The organism is Actinomyces vulturis, from assembly GCF_001687305.1.
GTDB lineage: Bacteria > Actinomycetota > Actinomycetes > Actinomycetales > Actinomycetaceae > Actinomyces > Actinomyces vulturis.
The window spans coordinates 138,619-157,086 of the sequence record NZ_LZRK01000003.1 but is presented as its reverse complement, the minus strand read 5'-3'; the positions used below and the strand labels follow the sequence as shown (position 1 = coordinate 157,086).

The window sequence follows — 18,468 nt, the reverse complement described above, 5'->3', positions numbered from 1 at the left end:
ATATTTTCTTTATCGTTGCCTCCAATGGATGTTTTCCCCGTGATGTTCCGGGGAATTTCTGATTAACGCACCAGCATTGAACGGGCACGTATTCCCACTGATAGGACACTCGTGAGCGAGACCTCAACATCTTCACCTGACCTCATGACACTGCGACTTCCTCAGTTGCATGAACTGGCAGCACAACTTGGCCTCAAGGGCACATCTCGTATGCGTAAAGGCGAACTGATTGCCGCAATCAGTCAGGCAACCAGTACTTCCGCTCCTAACCGCGGTCAGTCCAATGACTCAGGCGGTTCTCGTGCGCGCCGTTCCCGCGACAACGAGAAGACCAACCGCTCTGATCGTGGTGATGAAGAAAACGAGAAGCAAGACCGTCCTCGTCGTGAGCGTAAAGAACGTCGCGATGAACAGGATTCTTCAGACGAACGCAAGAATCGTCGTTACCACAATGAAAAGCGCTCTAATGAGGAGCCTTCTGAGGAGCGTGAAGGTCGCTCTCAACGTCAGCGTCGCAACGATCGTGATCGCGGTGAGCGCACTGATCGTATTGAGCGTATCGAAGCGCCGACTCGTGAGGACGATGCAGAACGTGGTCGTGGCCGTCGCCCTCGCCGCCGCGTCGTAGCAGGTGCTGGAGCACCCACCCGTGTCAGTGACACTCAGCCTGAACACATCGATGCCAAGGCTGAACTCATGCGCGAACTGGCTGAACAGACTGGCACTCCGGCAGTTGAGCCCTCCGAAATGCGTCAGAATGACCGCCAGGACAATGACTCTAAGCGCTGGGATGATGACGATCGTTCCAACCGTCGCCGCCGTGGCCGCAACAAGCGCGGGCGTGATCGTGATCGGGATCGCGATGAGGACCGCTACGCACAAAACCAGCAGGAAGAAGTCCTTCTTCCCGTCGCCGGTATCCTCGATGTCAACGATAACCACGCCTACTTGCGTACTTCCGGTTACTTGCCCGGTGCCAATGATGTGTACGTCTCCAACCAGTTAATGAAGTCTGCAGGTCTTCGCCCTGGTGACGCCATCACCGGTTGGGTCCGTGAAGGTGGAGAAACTTCCAATCCCTATGGTCGCGGTCGCCGTCAGAACCGTAATTACCGCCAGAAGTTCAACCCTCTGGTCAGCGTTGACACCATCAACGGTATGGACCTGGAACGTGCCGCACAGCGTCCTGAGTTCAATAAACTCACACCCCTTTACCCCCAAGAACAGCTCCGCCTGGAAACTACTCCGAAGGCCGTCACGCCTCGTGTTATCGACCTCGTTGCTCCTATCGGTAAAGGTCAGCGTGGCTTGATCGTCTCCCCGCCTAAAGCCGGTAAGACAATTGTTCTTCAGCAAATTGCCAACGCCATTGCTGTCAACAACCCCGAAGCCCATCTCATGGTGGTCCTTGTTGACGAACGCCCTGAAGAAGTTACCGACATGCAGCGCACTGTCAAGGGCGAAGTTATTGCCTCCACCTTCGACCGTCCCGCCTCGGATCACACCATCGTGGCTGAACTGGCCATTGAGCGAGCTAAGCGACTGGTGGAACTTGGCCAGGATGTGGTGGTTCTTCTGGACTCCATCACCCGACTGGGGCGTGCCTACAACCTTGCGGCTCCTGTCTCTGGACGCATTCTTTCCGGTGGTGTGGATGCTAGTGCGCTTTACCCGCCCAAGAAGTTTTTCGGTGCCGCACGCAACGTGGAACACGGAGGCTCCTTGACGATTCTGGCAACCGCTTTGGTGGAAACCGGTTCCAAGATGGATGAAGTGATCTTCGAAGAATTTAAGGGCACCGGCAACATGGAACTGCGCTTGAGTCGCCAGTTGGCCGATAAGCGTATCTTCCCTGCAGTAGACGTTGCTGCTTCGGGTACCCGCCGCGAAGAACTCCTTATCGATCCTGCTCAACTCAAGATCATGTGGAAACTTCGTCGTCTTTTCTCCGGTCTGGAACAGCAGCAGGCGCTCGAACTGGTGCTCTCCAAACTCAAGGACACTTCATCCAATGCTGAGTTCCTTATGGTGGTTTCTAAGACGACTCCCGGTGCTGGATCCAATACCGACGAGTAAACACTGACTGACAGATGTGGGGAGGGGTGACACTCAATGAGTGTCACCCCTCCCCACATCTGTATTCCTCGATCATCTCGATAAAGAGATGAGAGGTCCTCTTACCAAACTACTGGTTGGATGATTGACGTCGGGTACGTGTGCGCTGACGCTTTGGTTTTGATGATCGTGACTGTGCGGTGTCAGATTTGGCGGTGCGAGATGCGCGGGAGGCGTCCTTGTGATGTGCCGCATCACGAGAAATACCGCGAGATGAACCCGCGCGAGAAGAACGGCCAACGGTACGGGACCGAGTGTTCCCCTTGCGTGCGCCAGACTTACCGCGACGGTTCTTTTTCTGGCCGCCAAGGTCTTCCAATTTTTCAGCTTTTAACCCAGCAAGCGTGCGCTGATCGTCGGGAAGAATGCCCGTAACATCTTGAGGAATATTGAGATCAGTGAACAGATGCTCACTGGTGTGATACGTCTCCACCGGCTCGGTTTGGGGCAGTCCCAAGGCCTTGGCGATCATGCGCCAACGAGCCAGGTCATCCCAGTCGACAAAGGTAATAGCAGTGCCTGAGTGACCAGCGCGCCCAGTACGGCCCACACGGTGGACATAGGTCTTCTCATCTTCAGGGCATTGATAGTTAATGACGTGGGTGACATCGTCAACATCGATACCGCGAGCGGCTACGTCAGTAGCTACGAGAACATCGACTTTTGAATGACGGAAAGCACGCAAGGCCTGTTCGCGAGCACCCTGGCCCAGGTCACCATGAAGGGAAGCAGTAGCGAAGCCACGTTCAGCCAAATCCTGGGCAACGTGAGCAGCAGTGCGTTTGGTGCGAGCAAAAATAATGGTGCGGCCGCGGTCGCGGGCCTGAAGCATACGAGCGAGAACCTCCACCTTGTTCATCGCGTGCGTACGGTACACGACCTGACTCACAGACTGAACAAGAGTGCCCTCATCACCTGGATCCTGAGCGCGAATATGGGTAGGAGCCTTCATATAGCGGCGGGCAAGAGCCACCACAGCGCCAGGCATCGTGGCACTAAAGAGCATCATGTGACGGTCTTCTCGAGTGCCAGCGAGAATACGCTCAACATCAGGTAAAAAGCCCAAGTCCAGCATCTCGTCAGCCTCATCAAGAACTACCGTGGTCACGTGGGTTAGATCAAGAACCCCGCGGTTCATCAGATCGATGAGACGGCCTGGTGTACCCACCACGATTTCCGCACCCTGTTCAATGGCCTCAATCTGAGGTTCGTAGGCACGGCCACCATAAACCTGAACAATACGGACAGTACGATGAGCGGCGGCAACAGCCAATTCATCGGCGACCTGCTTGGCAAGTTCACGAGTAGGAAGAACAACCAGAGCTTGGGGTGAGCCAGCAGCAGGATCTTCATCCCATCCTTCTTCACCGGGGCCCAGGGTGTCCATGAGTAAAGGAATACCAAAACCAAGAGTCTTACCAGTACCGGTTTTTGCCTGGCCAATAATGTCCTGCCCCTCCAGAGCAACAGGAAGAGTCAGCGCCTGGATGGGGAAGGGATAGGTAATACCGTGCTCTTCAAGGGCATCGGTAATCTCTTTTTCGACGCCGAAGTCTGCAAAAGACTTGTGCTTGAGCGTAGCGGTAACGCCCACTTCATCAGTGATATCTGGGGTGGCTTCATCAAGAATCGGGGCGTGAGCGCCAGCGGTCTGCAAAATCCCGGTTGGAGAATCAGTATGAGATTGTGTCATGTTCATGCTTTCAAAAGGCCCGTCAAATTACGGGACAACGCCACTGAATACTGAAGCAACGCTAGAAGACTCAGCGGCACTGGGGCAGCCGATCGTGAATATCAGGGATGGCTGCATCACTATGCAGCACGAAAACATGACGACCGGGCAACCGTGTACCCGTCCAGAGTAATGCCTTGAGAGACAAGGCGATAACTCAACGCGGATGGTGAGGGAGGAATCACGTGAGAAAAAATGGCAGGTGAATACTCGGCGTCGGAAAAACCGGAGAAGGCTACCCAATTTTCGATGACTGTTCACGGCATATACACAGTTGCTATTAGGCTAGGACTATGGCTGAATTACGTGCTGCTGGTGATCGACAAATCGTTGGTGTTGCCGCCTTTTCCCGAACCGTAGCCTGTGTACGTTTCGCAAAAGACGCTGACAAAGCCCCAACCATTACCGATCGCATAACCCTCATGCATATGAGCGCACAGGCGGTTGAGTCCTATGATCGCGTGGCAGTACTCTGCGCTGAACACGGATTTAACGCACCCGAAGAGGGTGAACAGTTTATTGGTGTACTTGGAGACTTCGATGAACGAACCCGACCACTGGATTGGCCAGAACGTGTTTTGAAAACCTCTCTTGGTTTAGGCTTGCTCACTGACTTTGCGATGGGTCTTGTTGATGGTCTTGAAGATCCACTCCGTGCCGCACTGATGAGCGAACTGGCTGATTCTCGCCTGTCGCAATTCACTTATGACGCACTCATGCCTTTGATTAGTCACGATGTGTCCCTGGCCCAGCGCCTGGGATTGTGGGGACGCCGTGTTGTGGGTGAAGAAATCGGAACCCTCCAACGTCTCCTTGTTACGTGTCCCACCCTCATTAGTCCCGATACGGATATTGAAGTGGTCCACGCTGTTTTGACTCAGGGAGCCACCCGACGGATGCAAGCACTGGGATTAAACGCCTGAGAACACAGATGGGATGAGTGAGTAACCACAATTACTTAGAATAGTGGAGGGCCCCACCAAGGTGGTGTGGCCCTCCACTATGAAGAAAACATGTCCGTAGCGAGATCAGACTGTTAATAGGGTCAGATGCCGAAACCGACGCGACGCTGCTCAGTAGCACCCATTTCAACGTAAGCTAATGAATCCGCCGGGACGAAAACTTTACGGCCCTTGTCATCGCTGAGGACCAGAGGGCCACCCTGAGCTGCAGCCAATTCATGGAGAATATCGTCTTGGCTCATAGAGGTTTCCAGAACAAGTTGATCGGAACTGTGCTTGATGCCAATGACAAGCTTCATGATGGTCCTTTCGCCGGGTAAATACCTGAAGTGTAGAACGTGGCTTGCTCAACTCCACAATGCGTCAGCCGTGAGCGAGAAAAACACTGTGATGGAAGGGTAATCGAGGCGTAAATATCAGCGGTGGGTGATGAAATGGACTCATGAACGCCTTAACTCTCCTTCCACCCCTCCCGAGTTATCAGTTGCCTGAGGCTACTGAGACTCAACGTCATGTCATCGAGGTGGTTAACCAGGGGAAGCATGCTGTGATTCGAGGCGGTGTACGGACAGGTAAAACTACCCTTGCGTTACGCCTGCATGCCGAGTTATCAGGTCGGGGAAAAAAAGTTGTTCTCCTTGTTCCTACGCGTGCACGAGCAGGAGAACTCCGTGATCGTGCTAGTGCAGCGCTTGAACAAGTGGGAGCCGGTAGTAGTCATGGCGTGAGCGTTCGTACGCCAGTGGCATTAAGTCTCGATATTCTTCGCGAACTGACAGAACAAGAACCGGAGCGTTTCCCTGCGGTTGGTTTAATGTCAGGCGCGCAAGAGGAGGCAAACCTTGAGCAAATCATTCCCACGATTTCTTGGCCAGGTCTTCACCCTGATGCGCTGACAAGTAGTGTGCTGCGTCGTGATATTCGCCAGTTCATCGCTACTTGTGGTCAATGGGGAATAGACGCTGATACTGTGCGCCGCTGGGGTAAGGAAATGCCCATTGAGATTTGGCAAGCAACCGCAGAAGTGCTCGAGCAATGGGATAAACAGGCGTGCATACCTTCTGCTCATGGCCCCGTTTTACTTGATACTCCACGAGTTGTGCGCCGCTGCGCAGACTATGTGCGCCACCTTCTCGGCACGGCAAGTGCTTTGGATACTCAGACGTTTCCATCCTCGCTTCCTGACGTTCTCATCATTGATGATGCTCACGATTGCAGCGCGTCAGTCTACGATCTTGTGCTTGCACTGAGCGCACCACGTAGTGATGGCTCGTCAACACAGATCATTGCCATAGGAAATCCTGACCAGACTGTTGAGGGATTCCGGGGAGCATGGCCGGGGATTCTTCAGGCTTTAGCTACTCATCCGCAATTGGCCGCTAAAACGTTTGCTCTCCCGATTTTTTTGAGCGGTGAGGCCCGTATTGATCGCATTGTTGCCAATCAATGTCAACGCCTTCCTGTTGAAGGTAGCCTCGATGCGCGGCGCGCTAATGAAGACCTGATGGGGCAGTTTGGCACTCAACCCATTACGCGTCTTGAGATCGGGGCCGAGAACCGTTCCGCAGATGGTGTGGATGTATTCATTACCGACCATATTGAGCAAGAAATTGCGCACATCGCTCGCATGATGATTTCTGAACATGCTGAGCATTCCACGCCCTATTCGCGTATGGCTGTCATCGCGCGCTCCATGACGATTGTTAATGAGGTTCGCCAAGGGCTACTGCGCCGAGGTCTTCCACTTGCTCCTCAGACACCTGCTGTTCTTTTCCGCCATGAGGCGTTAAGCAATGCATTGATTGCTCTTGCCGGGCACGTCCTTGAGGGAAGGCTTGTCCAAGGTCATGAAGAAGCAGTTGAGGAATTATTAACCAGTCCTCTGGTAGGTCTGCATACGAATGATTTGCGCACAATTAGCCGTAGAATTCGTTCCCAGTGCACAGAGGAACATAAGGCTCGTCTCTATGCGCCCGCTCAACTTCTTGCCCACGTTTTTACGGACGCTAATGATCGCGACCTTCTCGACGCCACCATTGCTAACTCAAGAGATGCACTGTCTACTGCACTGATTCGTGCACGTAGCATCTACGATGAAGCACGTGCGCTATACCGTGAAGACCAAGCACAACAACACGATGGTCACCGAGCTGGACGGATCAATGCAGAAGAACTGCTCTGGCGACTGTGGGAAGCTTCCGGAATCGGTGAGTACTACCGCAGTGTCATCGTCAGTAATGATCCGTCTATTACCCCGGATATGGTGATTGATGCCGACCATCACATTGATGTAGTAACTGCGCTGTTCAAACGGGCAGAAGTGTGGACTGCTCGTCATCCCGGGGCCCCGGCACAATCATTCTTCTTTGAACTGAATGAAGAAACGATTCCCTCAGATTCTATTGCTCGTATCGGACAACGTCCCGAAGGTATTTCTGTTCTCACTCCTGCACAAGCGGCAGGGCATCATTGGGACGTTGTTGCTGTGTGCCGGCTGAACGCCAACGTGTGGCCAAACGACACATTGCGTTCTACCCTTACGCGAGCCGATCTCATTGAACGTCGAGCCCTAGGGGAGGGGCCTGACAACGGTGACTGGGCACAATGGTGGACCCATGACATTCATCAACGGCGTCAGAGTATTCGCCATGATGAGCGGCGCATGCTTGTCGTGGCTCTCTCTCGGGCGACTCGTCGCCTCATGGTGACATGCAGCGTGGCACAAGATGATGCTCCCTCAACGTTCTTTTGGGAAATCGCCGATGCTGCAGGAATTTCTTGTCGAAAGGACAATGAACTCATCATCACACCTGCCATTGATGAGTTCAGCACCCGAGGAATGGTTGCTCGTTTACGTCGCACTCTTCTTCAGAGTGCTTACGATGAGGTGGCCGATGAACAGCAAGAGTCTGCTCGGGAAGCAGCTGCACTCCTGGCATACATGGCATCACAAGGAGTCGATCAGGCTGATCCGGATCAATGGAATGAACCCGTTGAGGTCACCTCAACGGCTCCGATTTTCGATAACAACCAATTTATACCGCTGCGTCCCTCGGATCTTGAAGGCATCTCACAATGTCCACTGCGCTGGTTCCTTACGCGACACGGTGCTGACAACGGTGCCAGTCAAGCGCAAACAACTGGAACAATGATTCACCAGATTGCTGAAGACGCAGAGAAGATGGGCCTGCGAGATGAAGCATTGCGTGAGCATGCTCATGAATTGATTGTCGATGATCTTGACCAAGAGACCTGGATCGGTCGGACCGAAAAAGAGCGTTTAGAACGCATGGTCGAGTTCATTAATGAATACCTCAATGAACGCGACCAAGTAGTTGAGCGAGTAGAAGTCGAAGTTCCGATTTCTTCCACTATCACTGTTCCTCGCCTGAACAATCCGCAAGAAGAACTCACCGTTCAGATTCGCGGACGAATTGACCGCCTCGAACATCTCAAAGGTGGGGGAGTGCGTATGGTCGATTGGAAATCAGGTAAACACGTCCCGGATGACCTTGATATCACCAGCATCATCACCCGCGCTCACGAACATTTCGATGGTCCCGCTTCTCCCTTCGATGAGAGTGTCCTTCCTCCGCTCGATGCTGAAGCACTAGAACAGGAAGCCGAGACTCATCTAAAGAACGGCAAAGCGGTGAAAACCCACGTGAATAAAGGTGTCTTCAATGCCCAGTTAGCTGCTTATCGTCTGGCTATGGCCACTAATAGTGAACCAGCGGATGTGGCTAGTTCATGCCTGATCATGCTCGGGTCGGACACACAAAAACTCAAAGTTGTTCCGGCAAGCGGATCTATTGCTGACAGCCCCTTGCCAGAATCGGGGGCTTGGGATTACATCGCTTTGACCGAAGCCGCTTACGACTGTCTAGGCCCTACCTTTGATGCTCGTCCTAGTGGCGCATGTTCCTACTGCCCTGTGTCCCACCTGTGTCCTGTTAACGTCAAAAACTCCGGGAGCCTGTCATGACGGATTCGAAGATCATTCGCTCGAGTGCACACATGGCTGAACTCCTTGGAGGTATGAGTCCAACACAGCAACAACAGCGCATCATTGAATATCCTCTTTCCCCGTTGCTCGTTGTGGCCGGTGCAGGAAGCGGTAAAACAGCTACGATGACTCAACGCATCATCTACCTCATAGCTACCGGTCAGGTCCGCCCCGACGAAGTACTCGGCCTGACTTTCACCACTAAGGCAACGGCAGAACTTGACCATCGTGTAGCACTGAGCATCGATTCATGTGCCTCTCACGGACTCATTGATCTTCCCGAGGATACGGGGCAGCCACATATTGCTACCTACAATTCTTTCGCCGGCATGATCGTTCGTGATTACGGTCTACGGCTAGGTATGGACCCGGACACCACACTTGTCACTGAAGCACGAGCGTGGCAAATCATGACAGAACTGGTGGAAGGTTATGAAAAGAACATCAGCGGTTTTAAGAGTGTTGCTGCCGTTGCTGATAATGCCTTGGCGCTGGCGGGAAAACTCCAAGAGAATCTTCTGAGCATTGAGGATGCTCGTCTTGGCCTAGCAGATCTCACTAGCATTTTCGAAGAACTCGTTCGCATTCCTGGCAGGAAGGGGAAAACCGTCCCATTCCTGGAGAAGAACGTGGCTCGTGAATCTCTCCTTGGTCTTGTTGAGGCATACGTGAACTACAAGCGTGCGCATTCCCTCATGGACTATGGCGATCAAGTGGCCTTTGCCTACAAGATTGTGAGCAGTGAGCCCAGCGTGTGTCGCGATATGGCCTCTACTTACAGCGTGTGTCGCGATATGGCCTCTACTTACAAGGCAATCGTCTTGGATGAGTTTCAAGACACGTCAATTGCACAGATTAAAATGCTTGCCACCCTCTTTTCTGGAATGGGCGTGACAGCCGTTGGAGATCCCAACCAAGCAATTTACGGATGGCGTGGAGCAAGTGCCGGCGCGCTGAACGGGTTCCATGCTGCATTCACACATCAAGAACAACCTCGCGACGTTCTCAACCTCTCTACCTCGTGGCGAAACGATGCCCTCATCCTTGACGTAGCAAACGCAGTATCGAAACCTCTGAGAGATAATAATGACGGTATTGCCGTCCCCGAGCTTCAGACTCGTAGCGTCATTACCGGCGAAGATATGCCTGCCGGAATCGTCCTGACAGATACTTTCATCGATGCGCAAGATGAAGCCGAAGCGGTAGCACGCTTCATGAAGCAGCACAGTGCTCCGGGGCGTTCGATGGCTGTCCTTTGCCGTACTAACAAACAGTTCGATCCAATTCAAAAGGCGCTGACAGCACAAGGAATTGACTCTGTTGTTGTGGCAGGAAATGGCCTGCTCACTACACCCATCGTTCACCATCTTGTCGATGCCCTTCACGTGGCTGTTAATCCTGAAGAAGGTGTGTGCCTGATGGCGCTGCTCGACCGAGCAGGACTCGGCGCTAGCGATATTCGTAGCCTCTATGCTGCAGCACGAGCACTGGCCTACCGTGTCGAGGACACCACGGGGAAACAAGGAATTCGAGAAACTCCTGTGCTCTCTGACGCGGTAGAACTTTGTCGTTATCTTGACGTGAGGGATTTAGAAAACAAAGACGGAAATGAACGGATTGCGCAGGCGCACTTGCTTTCTGCCCATGAACGTCGCGCCTTGACTATTCTGCGTGAGAGTCTCAGTGATCGCGGTGCTCGCATCTGCAGGCGTATTCACCGCCAAATCACGACGATTCGCCAATCCATGAGTCTTCCTTTGCCGCGAATTACTCACATTGCCGAGCGTGCCCTCAATCTTGATATTGAGGCTTCCGTGAATTCCACTCACGCTGGGGATCACATTGCTCTTCGCTCTTTTCATCAAGTCGCCGCACAGTTTATTCGGGACCTCCCTGAAGCAACATTGAGGGAATTTCTTTCCTGGCTCGAAGCGGCAAAAGAAAGAGAAGGGGGCCTCTCTATTCCACAGACCGTTGCTCCGCGCGGTGTAGTCCATATCCTCACCGTCCATGCAGCGAAAGGGCTGGAATGGGAAGTCGTTGCTGTGCCAGGAATGACCGAAAAACAATTTCCTCATTACGCGGCTGAGCCTGATATGGACGACCCCAGCAAGCCTGTGGGTGACTCAGGATGGTTAACCAAAAACGAATTCCCTCATCCTCTTCGAGCTGACGTGGATGTTCTTCCACCTTGCTCCGTTCTTCAGTGCACCTCGGCCACATCCAAAGAAGACTTCTCTGACTGTCTTGACGAATATCGACTTGCTCTTGGCGAGTACATCATTGCCGAAGAACGCCGACTTGCCTACGTAGCATTTACTCGAGCTCAGCATGCGCTTTTCGTCAGTGGTAGTTACTTCACTGGACAATCAACAAAGCCTAAGCCCATCTCACGATTCCTCCGACAGATTCGTGGCTGCGAGGGGGTCCGTGATGCCGGATGGGGGGTTGATACTTTTCCACCCAACGCTACGAACTGTGCTTTGGATCATTCAGAGAGTTATACTTGGCCAACCGTCGGACAAAGAGAAAACCCGGTGCTGTCCGAGGCCCGTCAACGAGCTGTACAAGCGGTTCGTGACGCTCAAGCATCCATGACAACTCTTCCCAGGTGGTCAAGTGACGAGGCGGCTGAGCGGGCCGCAACCATTGATATGCTTATTCGTCATGAACGCATGACTAACGAGGGTCCTAGCGTGCGCGTACCTGCTCATATGCCTGCAACGAGCATTGAGAAACTTGCACAAACTCCAGATGACTATGCGCTGACATTGCGCCGCCCCATGCCACAGCCCCCGAAAAAAGAAGCTCGCTTGGGCACCATTTTCCACGAAGCCATTGCTGAACGTCTCCGCGGGCAAAGCGAGTTACTCTCGATGGTTGATGCAGGCATTGATGATGGATTGGCACCGAAGGAGCGTGAACTGCTCACGAAGTGGTTTACCACCGTGGAGTCATTAGACTATCTTTCAAATCTCACATTGAGATACGCCGAAGTCGATCGCGATCTTCGAATTGGAGACGTGATTATTCGCTGTCGTATCGATGCGGTCTTTAGCGATTGTGATGGACGCTGGTACATCATTGACTGGAAAACCGGAAAACGTCCTGTTTCTGTCGATCAACTTAGCCTCTACGTTCACGCTTGGGCAACGAGTGAAGACATTGATCCGGCTGAGATTACTGCCGCCTACATTTATGTAGACAAGGACCCAGATGATCCGGCCATCATTGCGAAACTTCCGCCCGATCAACTCCAGCCAATTGAGAGTCTTCCTGAGATTCTTCGCGCTTCCACCCTGGATGAATCATCAGTGAACTAGTGAAGATTCTTGCTGTACTGCCGTGAGCGCGACGATGAGGATGGGGGGCGACATGACATGCAGTCATGGCACCCCTGCCGTCAATGTCAAAGTGTTAGAGATACGGATCAGTGGAAATATCGTCATCATCCACATCGTCGATGACACTCATGACCACCGTTGACGTGTCACCACTAGCATCATGAGCGGAGCGCATCCGCTCGGCACGGTAGTCCGAAGCAAAAGAATCATCCGCATCGTCAGTGTTTTCAGAAGACTTCTGCGATAGAGGCGATGATAATAAAGACGATTCGGCGTCGTCACTAGCCGATGTCTCAGTGACCAACGCTACGTGTGGTGGCATCGCTATCGGTTCCTCATCGGCAACCTGTTCATACAAGTCCTCCAGCATCCCCAAAGCATCATCGATAATGTTTTGATCATCAATGCGCACACCATGAATTAGCCAACGCACCAAGTTAAATTCCGTAATGAGATCAGCTCGTTCACGAATATGCAGGTCAATTCCCTCAGTACGAGCCTGCTCGTAGGCTGCCTCAATATCATCGAGACACTCGAAGGGGGCTGAGGCATATAACCATGCCAAATCCTCGGCAGGGTCACCCACATGGATAGCGCCGAGTGAACGAATTGCGGTGACCGCCCCGCCGGCAACCAGCACATTGTCCTCAGCTAAATCACCATGAACTACCACAGCTTTAAAACGCCACAAAGGTTCTTGAGCAATTGCAGAACGCCAGCGATACATGAGTTCAGCACGCACTAAGCCAGATTCTTCGGCTTCATCAAGCATATGAGTCCAGCGGTCACGAACCTGCTGGGAATCGTAAGAAGGCATACCTGCGCCCGTGACCACAGTAGTGGGCAGTTCATGCCACTGACCAATGACCTTACCCAAACCAGAGGCAAGGCCAGGGCCGGGACGGAGCGCTTCCAAATTGAGGGGGCTTCCGGGGATGTGGGAGCGAACTTGAACGTGACCGCACTCGTCTAAGCGCACAGCGCCAGCGGGACGAGGAACGTCAAAACTGAGGGTTCCTCCATCAACTACTTCACCGATCCGGCGCAGCACTTCACTTTCGGCTTCTAGGGTGGCCCCTGCGGCATCATTGAGGGGCTCAAGAACTTCCCAGTGGCGTCCGCGCGTATCGATAACACCGGTGACGCGAAGGTCCTCGGTTGTTTCTTGAGGAAGTGCTAAGCGGGTCGGTTCAAGGTCCGGAACTGCAACACATGCCAAGGCTGCTAAGGACAGGGCGGTGCGGGGGCGAGAGGACATGGAATAACCGTAGGGGAGAAGAGAGAAACATGCATATATCCCGCGCCCGACGGAAATCTATCAGCAGGCTTTAGTGATGTTTCACTATGGTTGCTAGTGGTTAGTTGTAGGAGTTATCCACTGTTTATGAAAAAGGTTTATTCGCGCTATCAGAGAACTCTAAGATGTCGTTAAGAACCCCTCCCTTCATTATTCATCATCGCCACAGATGAAGAAAAATCCCCAAGGACCATCATGGATGCACTCGATCGTCTGCACAGCGAAGTACGTGACCTTGTTCGACAACGAGACATCCATCCCACGGCGGACCCCGATGCACTTCATGGACTCGTCCACGAGGCAATTAACGACTATCTCGCCCGTTCCGACGCGGGCCTTGTTCCACCACTGAATGACCCTGACCACGCTGTCACTTTCCTTATCGATTCACTTGCAGGTTTGGGAAAACTTGAACCCTACATGATGGATGACAGTATTGAGGAAATCTGGGTTAACGCACCTGACAAGGTATTTATCGCACGAGGTGGCCACCCTGAACTTACCACCACCATGCTGACAGCAGAGGAAGTCGAAATCCTTGTCGAACGTATGCTCCGGGCTTCCGGACGGCGACTTGATCTTTCCGTTCCCTTTGTTGATGCCCAACTTCCCGGTGGACAGCGCCTCCATGTGGTCATTCCGCCCCTCACTCAGCAGCACTGGTCCATTAACATCCGTAAACACGTTGCCCGAGCAACAAAAACTCACCATCTGGTGCAGCGCGGTTCAATGACCGATCACGCATCACGTTTTCTCGACGCCGCGGTTCACAGTGGACTTAATATCCTCGTCTCAGGCGCCACTCAAGCAGGCAAAACAACTCTTGTTAGAGCATTAGCCGGGGCGATCCCACCTCACGAACGCGTCATTACTTGTGAAGAAGTCTTTGAACTGTCTTTACGTCATCGCGATTGCGTGGCGCTTCAGACTCGTAACGCCAATATCGAAGGAAGCGGCGCCATTACATTGCGTCATCTCATTGTTGAGTCTCTACGAATGCGCCCTGACCGTCTCATCATCGGTGAAGTTCGTGGAGCGGAGAGTCTCGATTTGCTTATTGCTATGAATTCTGGCTTGCCGTCCATGTCCACTATTCACGCTAATTCAGCACGAGAAGCATTGATGAAACTGTGTACTCTTCCGCTCCTGGCTGGTGAAAACGTCTCATCTGATTTTGTGCTTCCTACTGTTGCGAACTGCATTGACCTAGTGGTGTTTCTTGGAAAGAACAGCCGTGGCCATCGGCAAGTCCAAGAAATAGCTGCCGTCGGTGGACGTGTAGATCACGGAATTATTGAAATGACGGATGTGTTTTATCGTGATCATCACGACAATCTTGTTCGCGGATCAGGAATGCCTTCCAATGTTGAGCAATTCGAGCGAGCAGGATTTGACCTTCCGCAACTGCTGGGGGCACAAGCATGATTGGAGTCGTACTTGGGGCTCTGATGGGTAGCGCCGCGGTTCTACTCTTGTTTGCCATGACCACTCCACCCCGACATTGGTCATCGCACCGAACAGATAAACTACGCGACCTCCTCATCCAAGCAGGGGTTGGAGGTACTAGCCCATTGGCATTCATCGTCTTTAGTATGGGGCTTGCTATCGTTACAGCACTTGTATTTCTGGGGATTTCCCAAGCGTGGCCCGTAGCCGCTGCTTTCGGTGCAATTGCGAGCATGGTTCCCTGGATGGTGGTCTCTCAACGAGCGCGGAGCAGGCGTACTCACCTCAGAGAAACTTGGCCAGACGCTATTGACGATCTCCTGTCATCGGTCAGGGCAGGAATGAGTCTGCCTGAGGCTCTGGGGAACCTTGGCGTTCGTGGCCCCGTTGAAATCCGAAGCCAATGTGCTGCTTTTGCCCGCGATTACCAAAGTACTGCGCGATTTAGCGAAAGTCTTGACCGCCTCAAAGAGCGTTTCGCTGATCCGGTCGCTGATCGAATTATCGAGGCGCTCCGGTTGGCCCATGACGTGGGCGGAACAGACGTCGGAGTGTTATTGACCCATCTTTCACGCATGCTTCGTGAGGATCTACGGACTCGAGGAGAACTTGAGGCACGTCAATCCTGGACCGTCAACGGAGCTAAAGTCGCTGTTGCCGCACCGTGGATCATCCTCGCTCTGCTTTCGTCGCGCCAACAAGCAGCCAGCGCGTATGCCACATCAACGGGAGCCATGGTTCTTCTCGGCGGAGCATGTGCCTGTGCTGTGGCGTATTGGCTCATGATCAGAATTGGCCGCCTTCGAGAAGAACAACGGGTACTGCGATGAGATCGGGAGGACTTTGGCTGGGCGCTGGGATGGGATTGTCCCTCGTATTGCTCTGGAATGTGTGGTGTTCACGTCAGCCCACACTTCACTCACGCATTCGTCCCTATATTCATCATCGGCCGCCAACGAGCCGGCTTCTGCAAGGTAATCGTGAACAAACCACAGTCACAGGAGCCCTCATTCACTGCATCCATTGGGCTACCCGAGCGATGAACCAACTGGGCTCAACTAGCGATGCTGTTGCCAGAAGGCTTGCTCTTCTCCACACACGAATGAGTGTTGACGAGTTCCGTATCCACCAACTTCTCTGGGCCCTTGGTGCCCTGGTGAGCACACTTGGAATGGGACTGTTCCTTGCTTGGATTCGCCCCGTCAATGTGGTGGCACTTGTTGTACTGGCTCTGATGAGCAGTATTGGGGCTATTGCTGCTAGTGATTGGTGGCTGTCGCGTCGGGTGCGTCAACGTACTGCTCAGTTGGACCATGAGCTTCCTGACGTTGTGGAACTCCTGGCTTTGGCCGTTGGTGCGGGTCAATCTCCACTTAGCGCTATTGAACGTGTGGCGACTATTGGGCAAGGAGCATTCATTGATGACTTGCGAAGCGTCGTCGTTGATACACGAAGTGGGACCATACTTACTCAAGCTATGGAGCGAATGGCGAGTCGAAGCGAATCAGCCGCAGTTGGAAGATTTTGTGAAGCTATGGTGATCGCTCTCGAGCGAGGCACTCCATTGGCTGATGTCTTACGGGCTCAGGCTATTGATGCTCGAGAAGCTGCACGGCGCGAATTGATGGAAGAAGGCGGCAAGAAAGAGATTGCACAAATGATTCCTGTCGTTTTCCTTGTTCTCCCGGTTACGGTCATCTTCGCTTTGTTCCCGGGCCTCATGGTTCTACGTATCGGTTTGTAGTTTCTTGACTCAAGCTGCCTCGTTCATGTCCATTGACGCCGCTGCCGTCTCATCCTTGTGCTTCATCTCTGTCCTCCTCTTAGCCACTTATTGATTTACCTTTTTCCCTTTTACCCGCACCCAGATTAGGAACGCTCATGAAGAATTCATTGCCCACTATCAACCGATCTGCCTTTGCCTCCTTACAGGTTCAGGTTGCGGAACTGTCGGACAAAATGAGCCGGCGAATTAGCGATGAAGAACGTGGAGACGTACCCGGATGGGTGCTTGTCACCTTGATGACCGCAGGACTCGTCGTGGCACTGTGGGCTGTGGCGGGGCCAGCTCTTACTCAAGTCTTCACTGACGCTATTGCTAAGGTCACCGGAGCGATTTGAGACTGTGGTGAATCGTTCTCAGACCGTTGGAAGCGGTGTTTTTCGTTTAGATAACGCTGAACGAGGTAGTGCAGTGGTGGATTTTGTCTTGGTGTCCACTCTCGTCATTGCGGTGGCCTTGGCTTTGATGCAGATAGCTCTTGGCCTCCACGTCAGGACAGTGCTAATTGATGCCGCTGGAGAAGGTGCTCGTCGTGCAGCGCTCGTCGGTGGAACTGTTGAGGAAGCTGAACAACGAGTTCGGACACTGTCAAACCTCGCCTTACGAGACGATTACGTGGACATCGTGAATGTTCGACGCGTTGAAGTCGATGGACTGACCCTTGTGGACGTGGAGGTTGTGGCGCCGTTCCCACTTATCGGCTTCTTTGGTCCCGAGGGAACTTTGCACGTCCATGGTCATGCGGTTGACGAACGAACGTTGACTGATTCTCACAGAGGCATTCCGTGATGCGTATCTTCATCCATCTTCGCGATGTCTTGTATGCGGCTCGAGAACGGTGTGTGTCTGCCATGGGCCGGGTAGGAAATGATGATTATGGCAATGCACAAGTGGAGTTTCTTGGTTGGTTTATCGGGCTCGGATTACCGCTTCTTTACTTCATTTTCACTATTGCGTCTGTACAAGCTACTGCCTTTGGTGTTCAATCCGCTGCCGCCGCCGCGGCGCGAGTTCTCAGTGTTGACTCAAGTCATCAGTCACCCCAGCACGCTGCCCAGGCAGCTCAGGTGAACTTGCGTGATCAGCACATTTCTGAGGATCTCATCGATAGGGGAATAAATATAGGGTGTGTTGATGCTGGCTGTTCACGCTATGGCGTCGATATTCATATTCCTGTGGCGTTACCTTTCACCCATGGCGTGATTGATTTACCTTTCGTCGCGGTTGATGCTCATCGTGATGTGATTCGCTCAGGACAGGAGGGGCGACGATGAGGGTCGATCATCGACGAAACATCATGTGTCTATGGCAAGGCGTGAATGAAGCAAATCGTCGAGAGCACGGCAACATGCTTGTGTTAGGAATTGGGGTGTCGACTTTTATCCTGGCGCTTGTTTTGATGGCGAGCAGTGTTAGTGCTGTCTATCTTGATGCCAAGCGTTTGACTGCATTAACAGATCAAGCACTATGGGATGCTACGGGAACGGTATGCCGTATCCGAGATCGCGAATCACTTGACGATGAATCACGGCCATTACTTGATCCAGGGTGCGTCGAAGATGAATTTGTCCGTCGTCTTACTGCTGAATCATCAATATCATCGTTGGGCGGGTTCAGCGATATTGCGGTAGCAGATATTCATCATGATGGGCGAGTCATTACTGTTCGAGTTCGCGCCCACTCCCAGCCTCCATTCCTTCCATGGGGCATTATTCCGGCTGAAGGAATTCCTCTTGAGGTGGCAAGCAGTACGCGAGGATTCGCACAGTTTTAGCGAGCAGTC

At 52.9% G+C, this 18,468-nt stretch carries 14 protein-coding genes; 11 read left to right on the top strand and 3 right to left on the bottom strand.

Going from position 1 to position 18,468, the window contains the following annotated elements:
• Nucleotides 1–144: 144 nt before the first annotated feature.
• Complete coding sequence (rho, locus tag A9753_RS05455) at nt 145–2,076, top strand: transcription termination factor Rho (protein WP_425394248.1); 1,932 nt, start codon at nt 145–147, stop codon at nt 2,074–2,076.
• A 109-nt stretch (nt 2,077–2,185) separates the two neighbouring features.
• Here the strand turns inward: rho and A9753_RS05450 are convergent, their stop codons facing one another.
• Nucleotides 2,186–3,814: a DEAD/DEAH box helicase gene (locus A9753_RS05450; protein ID WP_067781533.1), complete on the bottom strand. Its 1,629-nt coding sequence runs from the start codon at nt 3,812–3,814 to the stop codon at nt 2,186–2,188.
• A gap of 326 nt (nt 3,815–4,140) precedes the next feature.
• Between A9753_RS05450 and A9753_RS05445 the strand changes: the two genes are divergently transcribed.
• A complete protein-coding gene (locus A9753_RS05445) occupies nt 4,141–4,770 on the top strand; it encodes a ferritin-like fold-containing protein (protein WP_067781530.1) in 630 nt (209 codons plus the stop codon).
• A gap of 122 nt (nt 4,771–4,892) precedes the next feature.
• Here the strand turns inward: A9753_RS05445 and A9753_RS05440 are convergent, their stop codons facing one another.
• The gene (locus A9753_RS05440; RefSeq protein ID WP_067781527.1) at nt 4,893–5,108 is read right to left on the bottom strand and encodes a DUF3107 domain-containing protein; all 216 of its coding nucleotides are present in this window, start codon (nt 5,106–5,108) and stop codon (nt 4,893–4,895) included.
• 143 nt (nt 5,109–5,251) lie between these two features.
• Between A9753_RS05440 and A9753_RS05435 the strand changes: the two genes are divergently transcribed.
• Both A9753_RS05435 and A9753_RS05430 read left to right on the top strand, forming a co-directional pair.
• The gene (locus A9753_RS05435; RefSeq protein WP_067781524.1) at nt 5,252–8,794 is read left to right on the top strand and encodes a UrvD/REP family ATP-dependent DNA helicase; all 3,543 of its coding nucleotides are present in this window, start codon (nt 5,252–5,254) and stop codon (nt 8,792–8,794) included.
• A 53-nt stretch (nt 8,795–8,847) separates the two neighbouring features.
• Nucleotides 8,848–12,138, top strand: a complete 3,291-nt coding sequence (locus A9753_RS05430; protein WP_176702746.1) for an ATP-dependent helicase — start codon at nt 8,848–8,850, stop codon at nt 12,136–12,138.
• Nucleotides 12,139–12,232: 94 nt separating this feature from the next.
• Here the strand turns inward: A9753_RS05430 and A9753_RS05425 are convergent, their stop codons facing one another.
• Complete coding sequence (locus A9753_RS05425) at nt 12,233–13,417, bottom strand: phosphotransferase (RefSeq protein ID WP_067781518.1); 1,185 nt, start codon at nt 13,415–13,417, stop codon at nt 12,233–12,235.
• Between the two features lie 234 nt (nt 13,418–13,651).
• On the opposite strand from A9753_RS05425, the gene A9753_RS05420 reads away from it, so the two are divergent.
• The 7 genes from A9753_RS05420 to A9753_RS05390 all read left to right on the top strand — a co-directional run bounded on the left by A9753_RS05420 (nt 13,652) and on the right by A9753_RS05390 (nt 18,459).
• On the top strand, nt 13,652–14,881 hold the full coding sequence (locus A9753_RS05420) for a TadA family conjugal transfer-associated ATPase (protein WP_067781515.1): 1,230 nt from the start codon (nt 13,652–13,654) through the stop codon (nt 14,879–14,881).
• On the top strand, nt 14,881–15,732 hold the full coding sequence (locus tag A9753_RS05415) for a type II secretion system F family protein (protein ID WP_067782261.1): 852 nt from the start codon (nt 14,881–14,883) through the stop codon (nt 15,730–15,732). Before A9753_RS05420 ends, A9753_RS05415 begins: the two co-directional genes overlap by 1 nt.
• A gap of 29 nt (nt 15,733–15,761) precedes the next feature.
• Nucleotides 15,762–16,646, top strand: a complete 885-nt coding sequence (locus tag A9753_RS05410) for a type II secretion system F family protein (protein ID WP_245637377.1) — start codon at nt 15,762–15,764, stop codon at nt 16,644–16,646.
• A gap of 137 nt (nt 16,647–16,783) precedes the next feature.
• Entirely contained in the window at nt 16,784–17,023 is a 240-nt protein-coding gene (locus tag A9753_RS05405) for a hypothetical protein (RefSeq protein ID WP_067781509.1), read from the top strand.
• A gap of 7 nt (nt 17,024–17,030) precedes the next feature.
• A complete protein-coding gene (locus A9753_RS05400) occupies nt 17,031–17,474 on the top strand; it encodes a TadE family protein (protein ID WP_245637376.1) in 444 nt (147 codons plus the stop codon).
• On the top strand, nt 17,471–17,959 hold the full coding sequence (locus A9753_RS05395; RefSeq protein ID WP_176702745.1) for a hypothetical protein: 489 nt from the start codon (nt 17,471–17,473) through the stop codon (nt 17,957–17,959). The genes A9753_RS05400 and A9753_RS05395 overlap by 4 nt, the downstream gene beginning before the upstream one ends.
• A 41-nt stretch (nt 17,960–18,000) precedes the next feature.
• Entirely contained in the window at nt 18,001–18,459 is a 459-nt protein-coding gene (locus tag A9753_RS05390) for a hypothetical protein (protein ID WP_176702744.1), read from the top strand.
• Nucleotides 18,460–18,468 lie beyond the last annotated feature (9 nt).

What these genes read in the sequence shown, in the direction of transcription:
- rho (WP_425394248.1), top strand. Translation starts at nt 145, where the DNA reads ATGACACTGCGACTTCCTCAGTTGCATGAACTGGCAGCACAACTTGGC.
- A9753_RS05450 (WP_067781533.1), bottom strand. Translation starts at nt 3,814, where the DNA reads ATGAACATGACACAATCTCATACTGATTCTCCAACCGGGATTTTGCAG.
- A9753_RS05445 (WP_067781530.1), top strand. Translation starts at nt 4,141, where the DNA reads ATGGCTGAATTACGTGCTGCTGGTGATCGACAAATCGTTGGTGTTGCC.
- A9753_RS05440 (WP_067781527.1), bottom strand. Translation starts at nt 5,108, where the DNA reads ATGAAGCTTGTCATTGGCATCAAGCACAGTTCCGATCAACTTGTTCTG.
- A9753_RS05435 (WP_067781524.1), top strand. Translation starts at nt 5,252, where the DNA reads ATGAACGCCTTAACTCTCCTTCCACCCCTCCCGAGTTATCAGTTGCCT.
- A9753_RS05430 (WP_176702746.1), top strand. Translation starts at nt 8,848, where the DNA reads ATGAGTCCAACACAGCAACAACAGCGCATCATTGAATATCCTCTTTCC.
- A9753_RS05425 (WP_067781518.1), bottom strand. Translation starts at nt 13,417, where the DNA reads ATGTCCTCTCGCCCCCGCACCGCCCTGTCCTTAGCAGCCTTGGCATGT.
- A9753_RS05420 (WP_067781515.1), top strand. Translation starts at nt 13,652, where the DNA reads ATGGATGCACTCGATCGTCTGCACAGCGAAGTACGTGACCTTGTTCGA.
- A9753_RS05410 (WP_245637377.1), top strand. Translation starts at nt 15,762, where the DNA reads ATGGGATTGTCCCTCGTATTGCTCTGGAATGTGTGGTGTTCACGTCAG.
- A9753_RS05405 (WP_067781509.1), top strand. Translation starts at nt 16,784, where the DNA reads ATGAAGAATTCATTGCCCACTATCAACCGATCTGCCTTTGCCTCCTTA.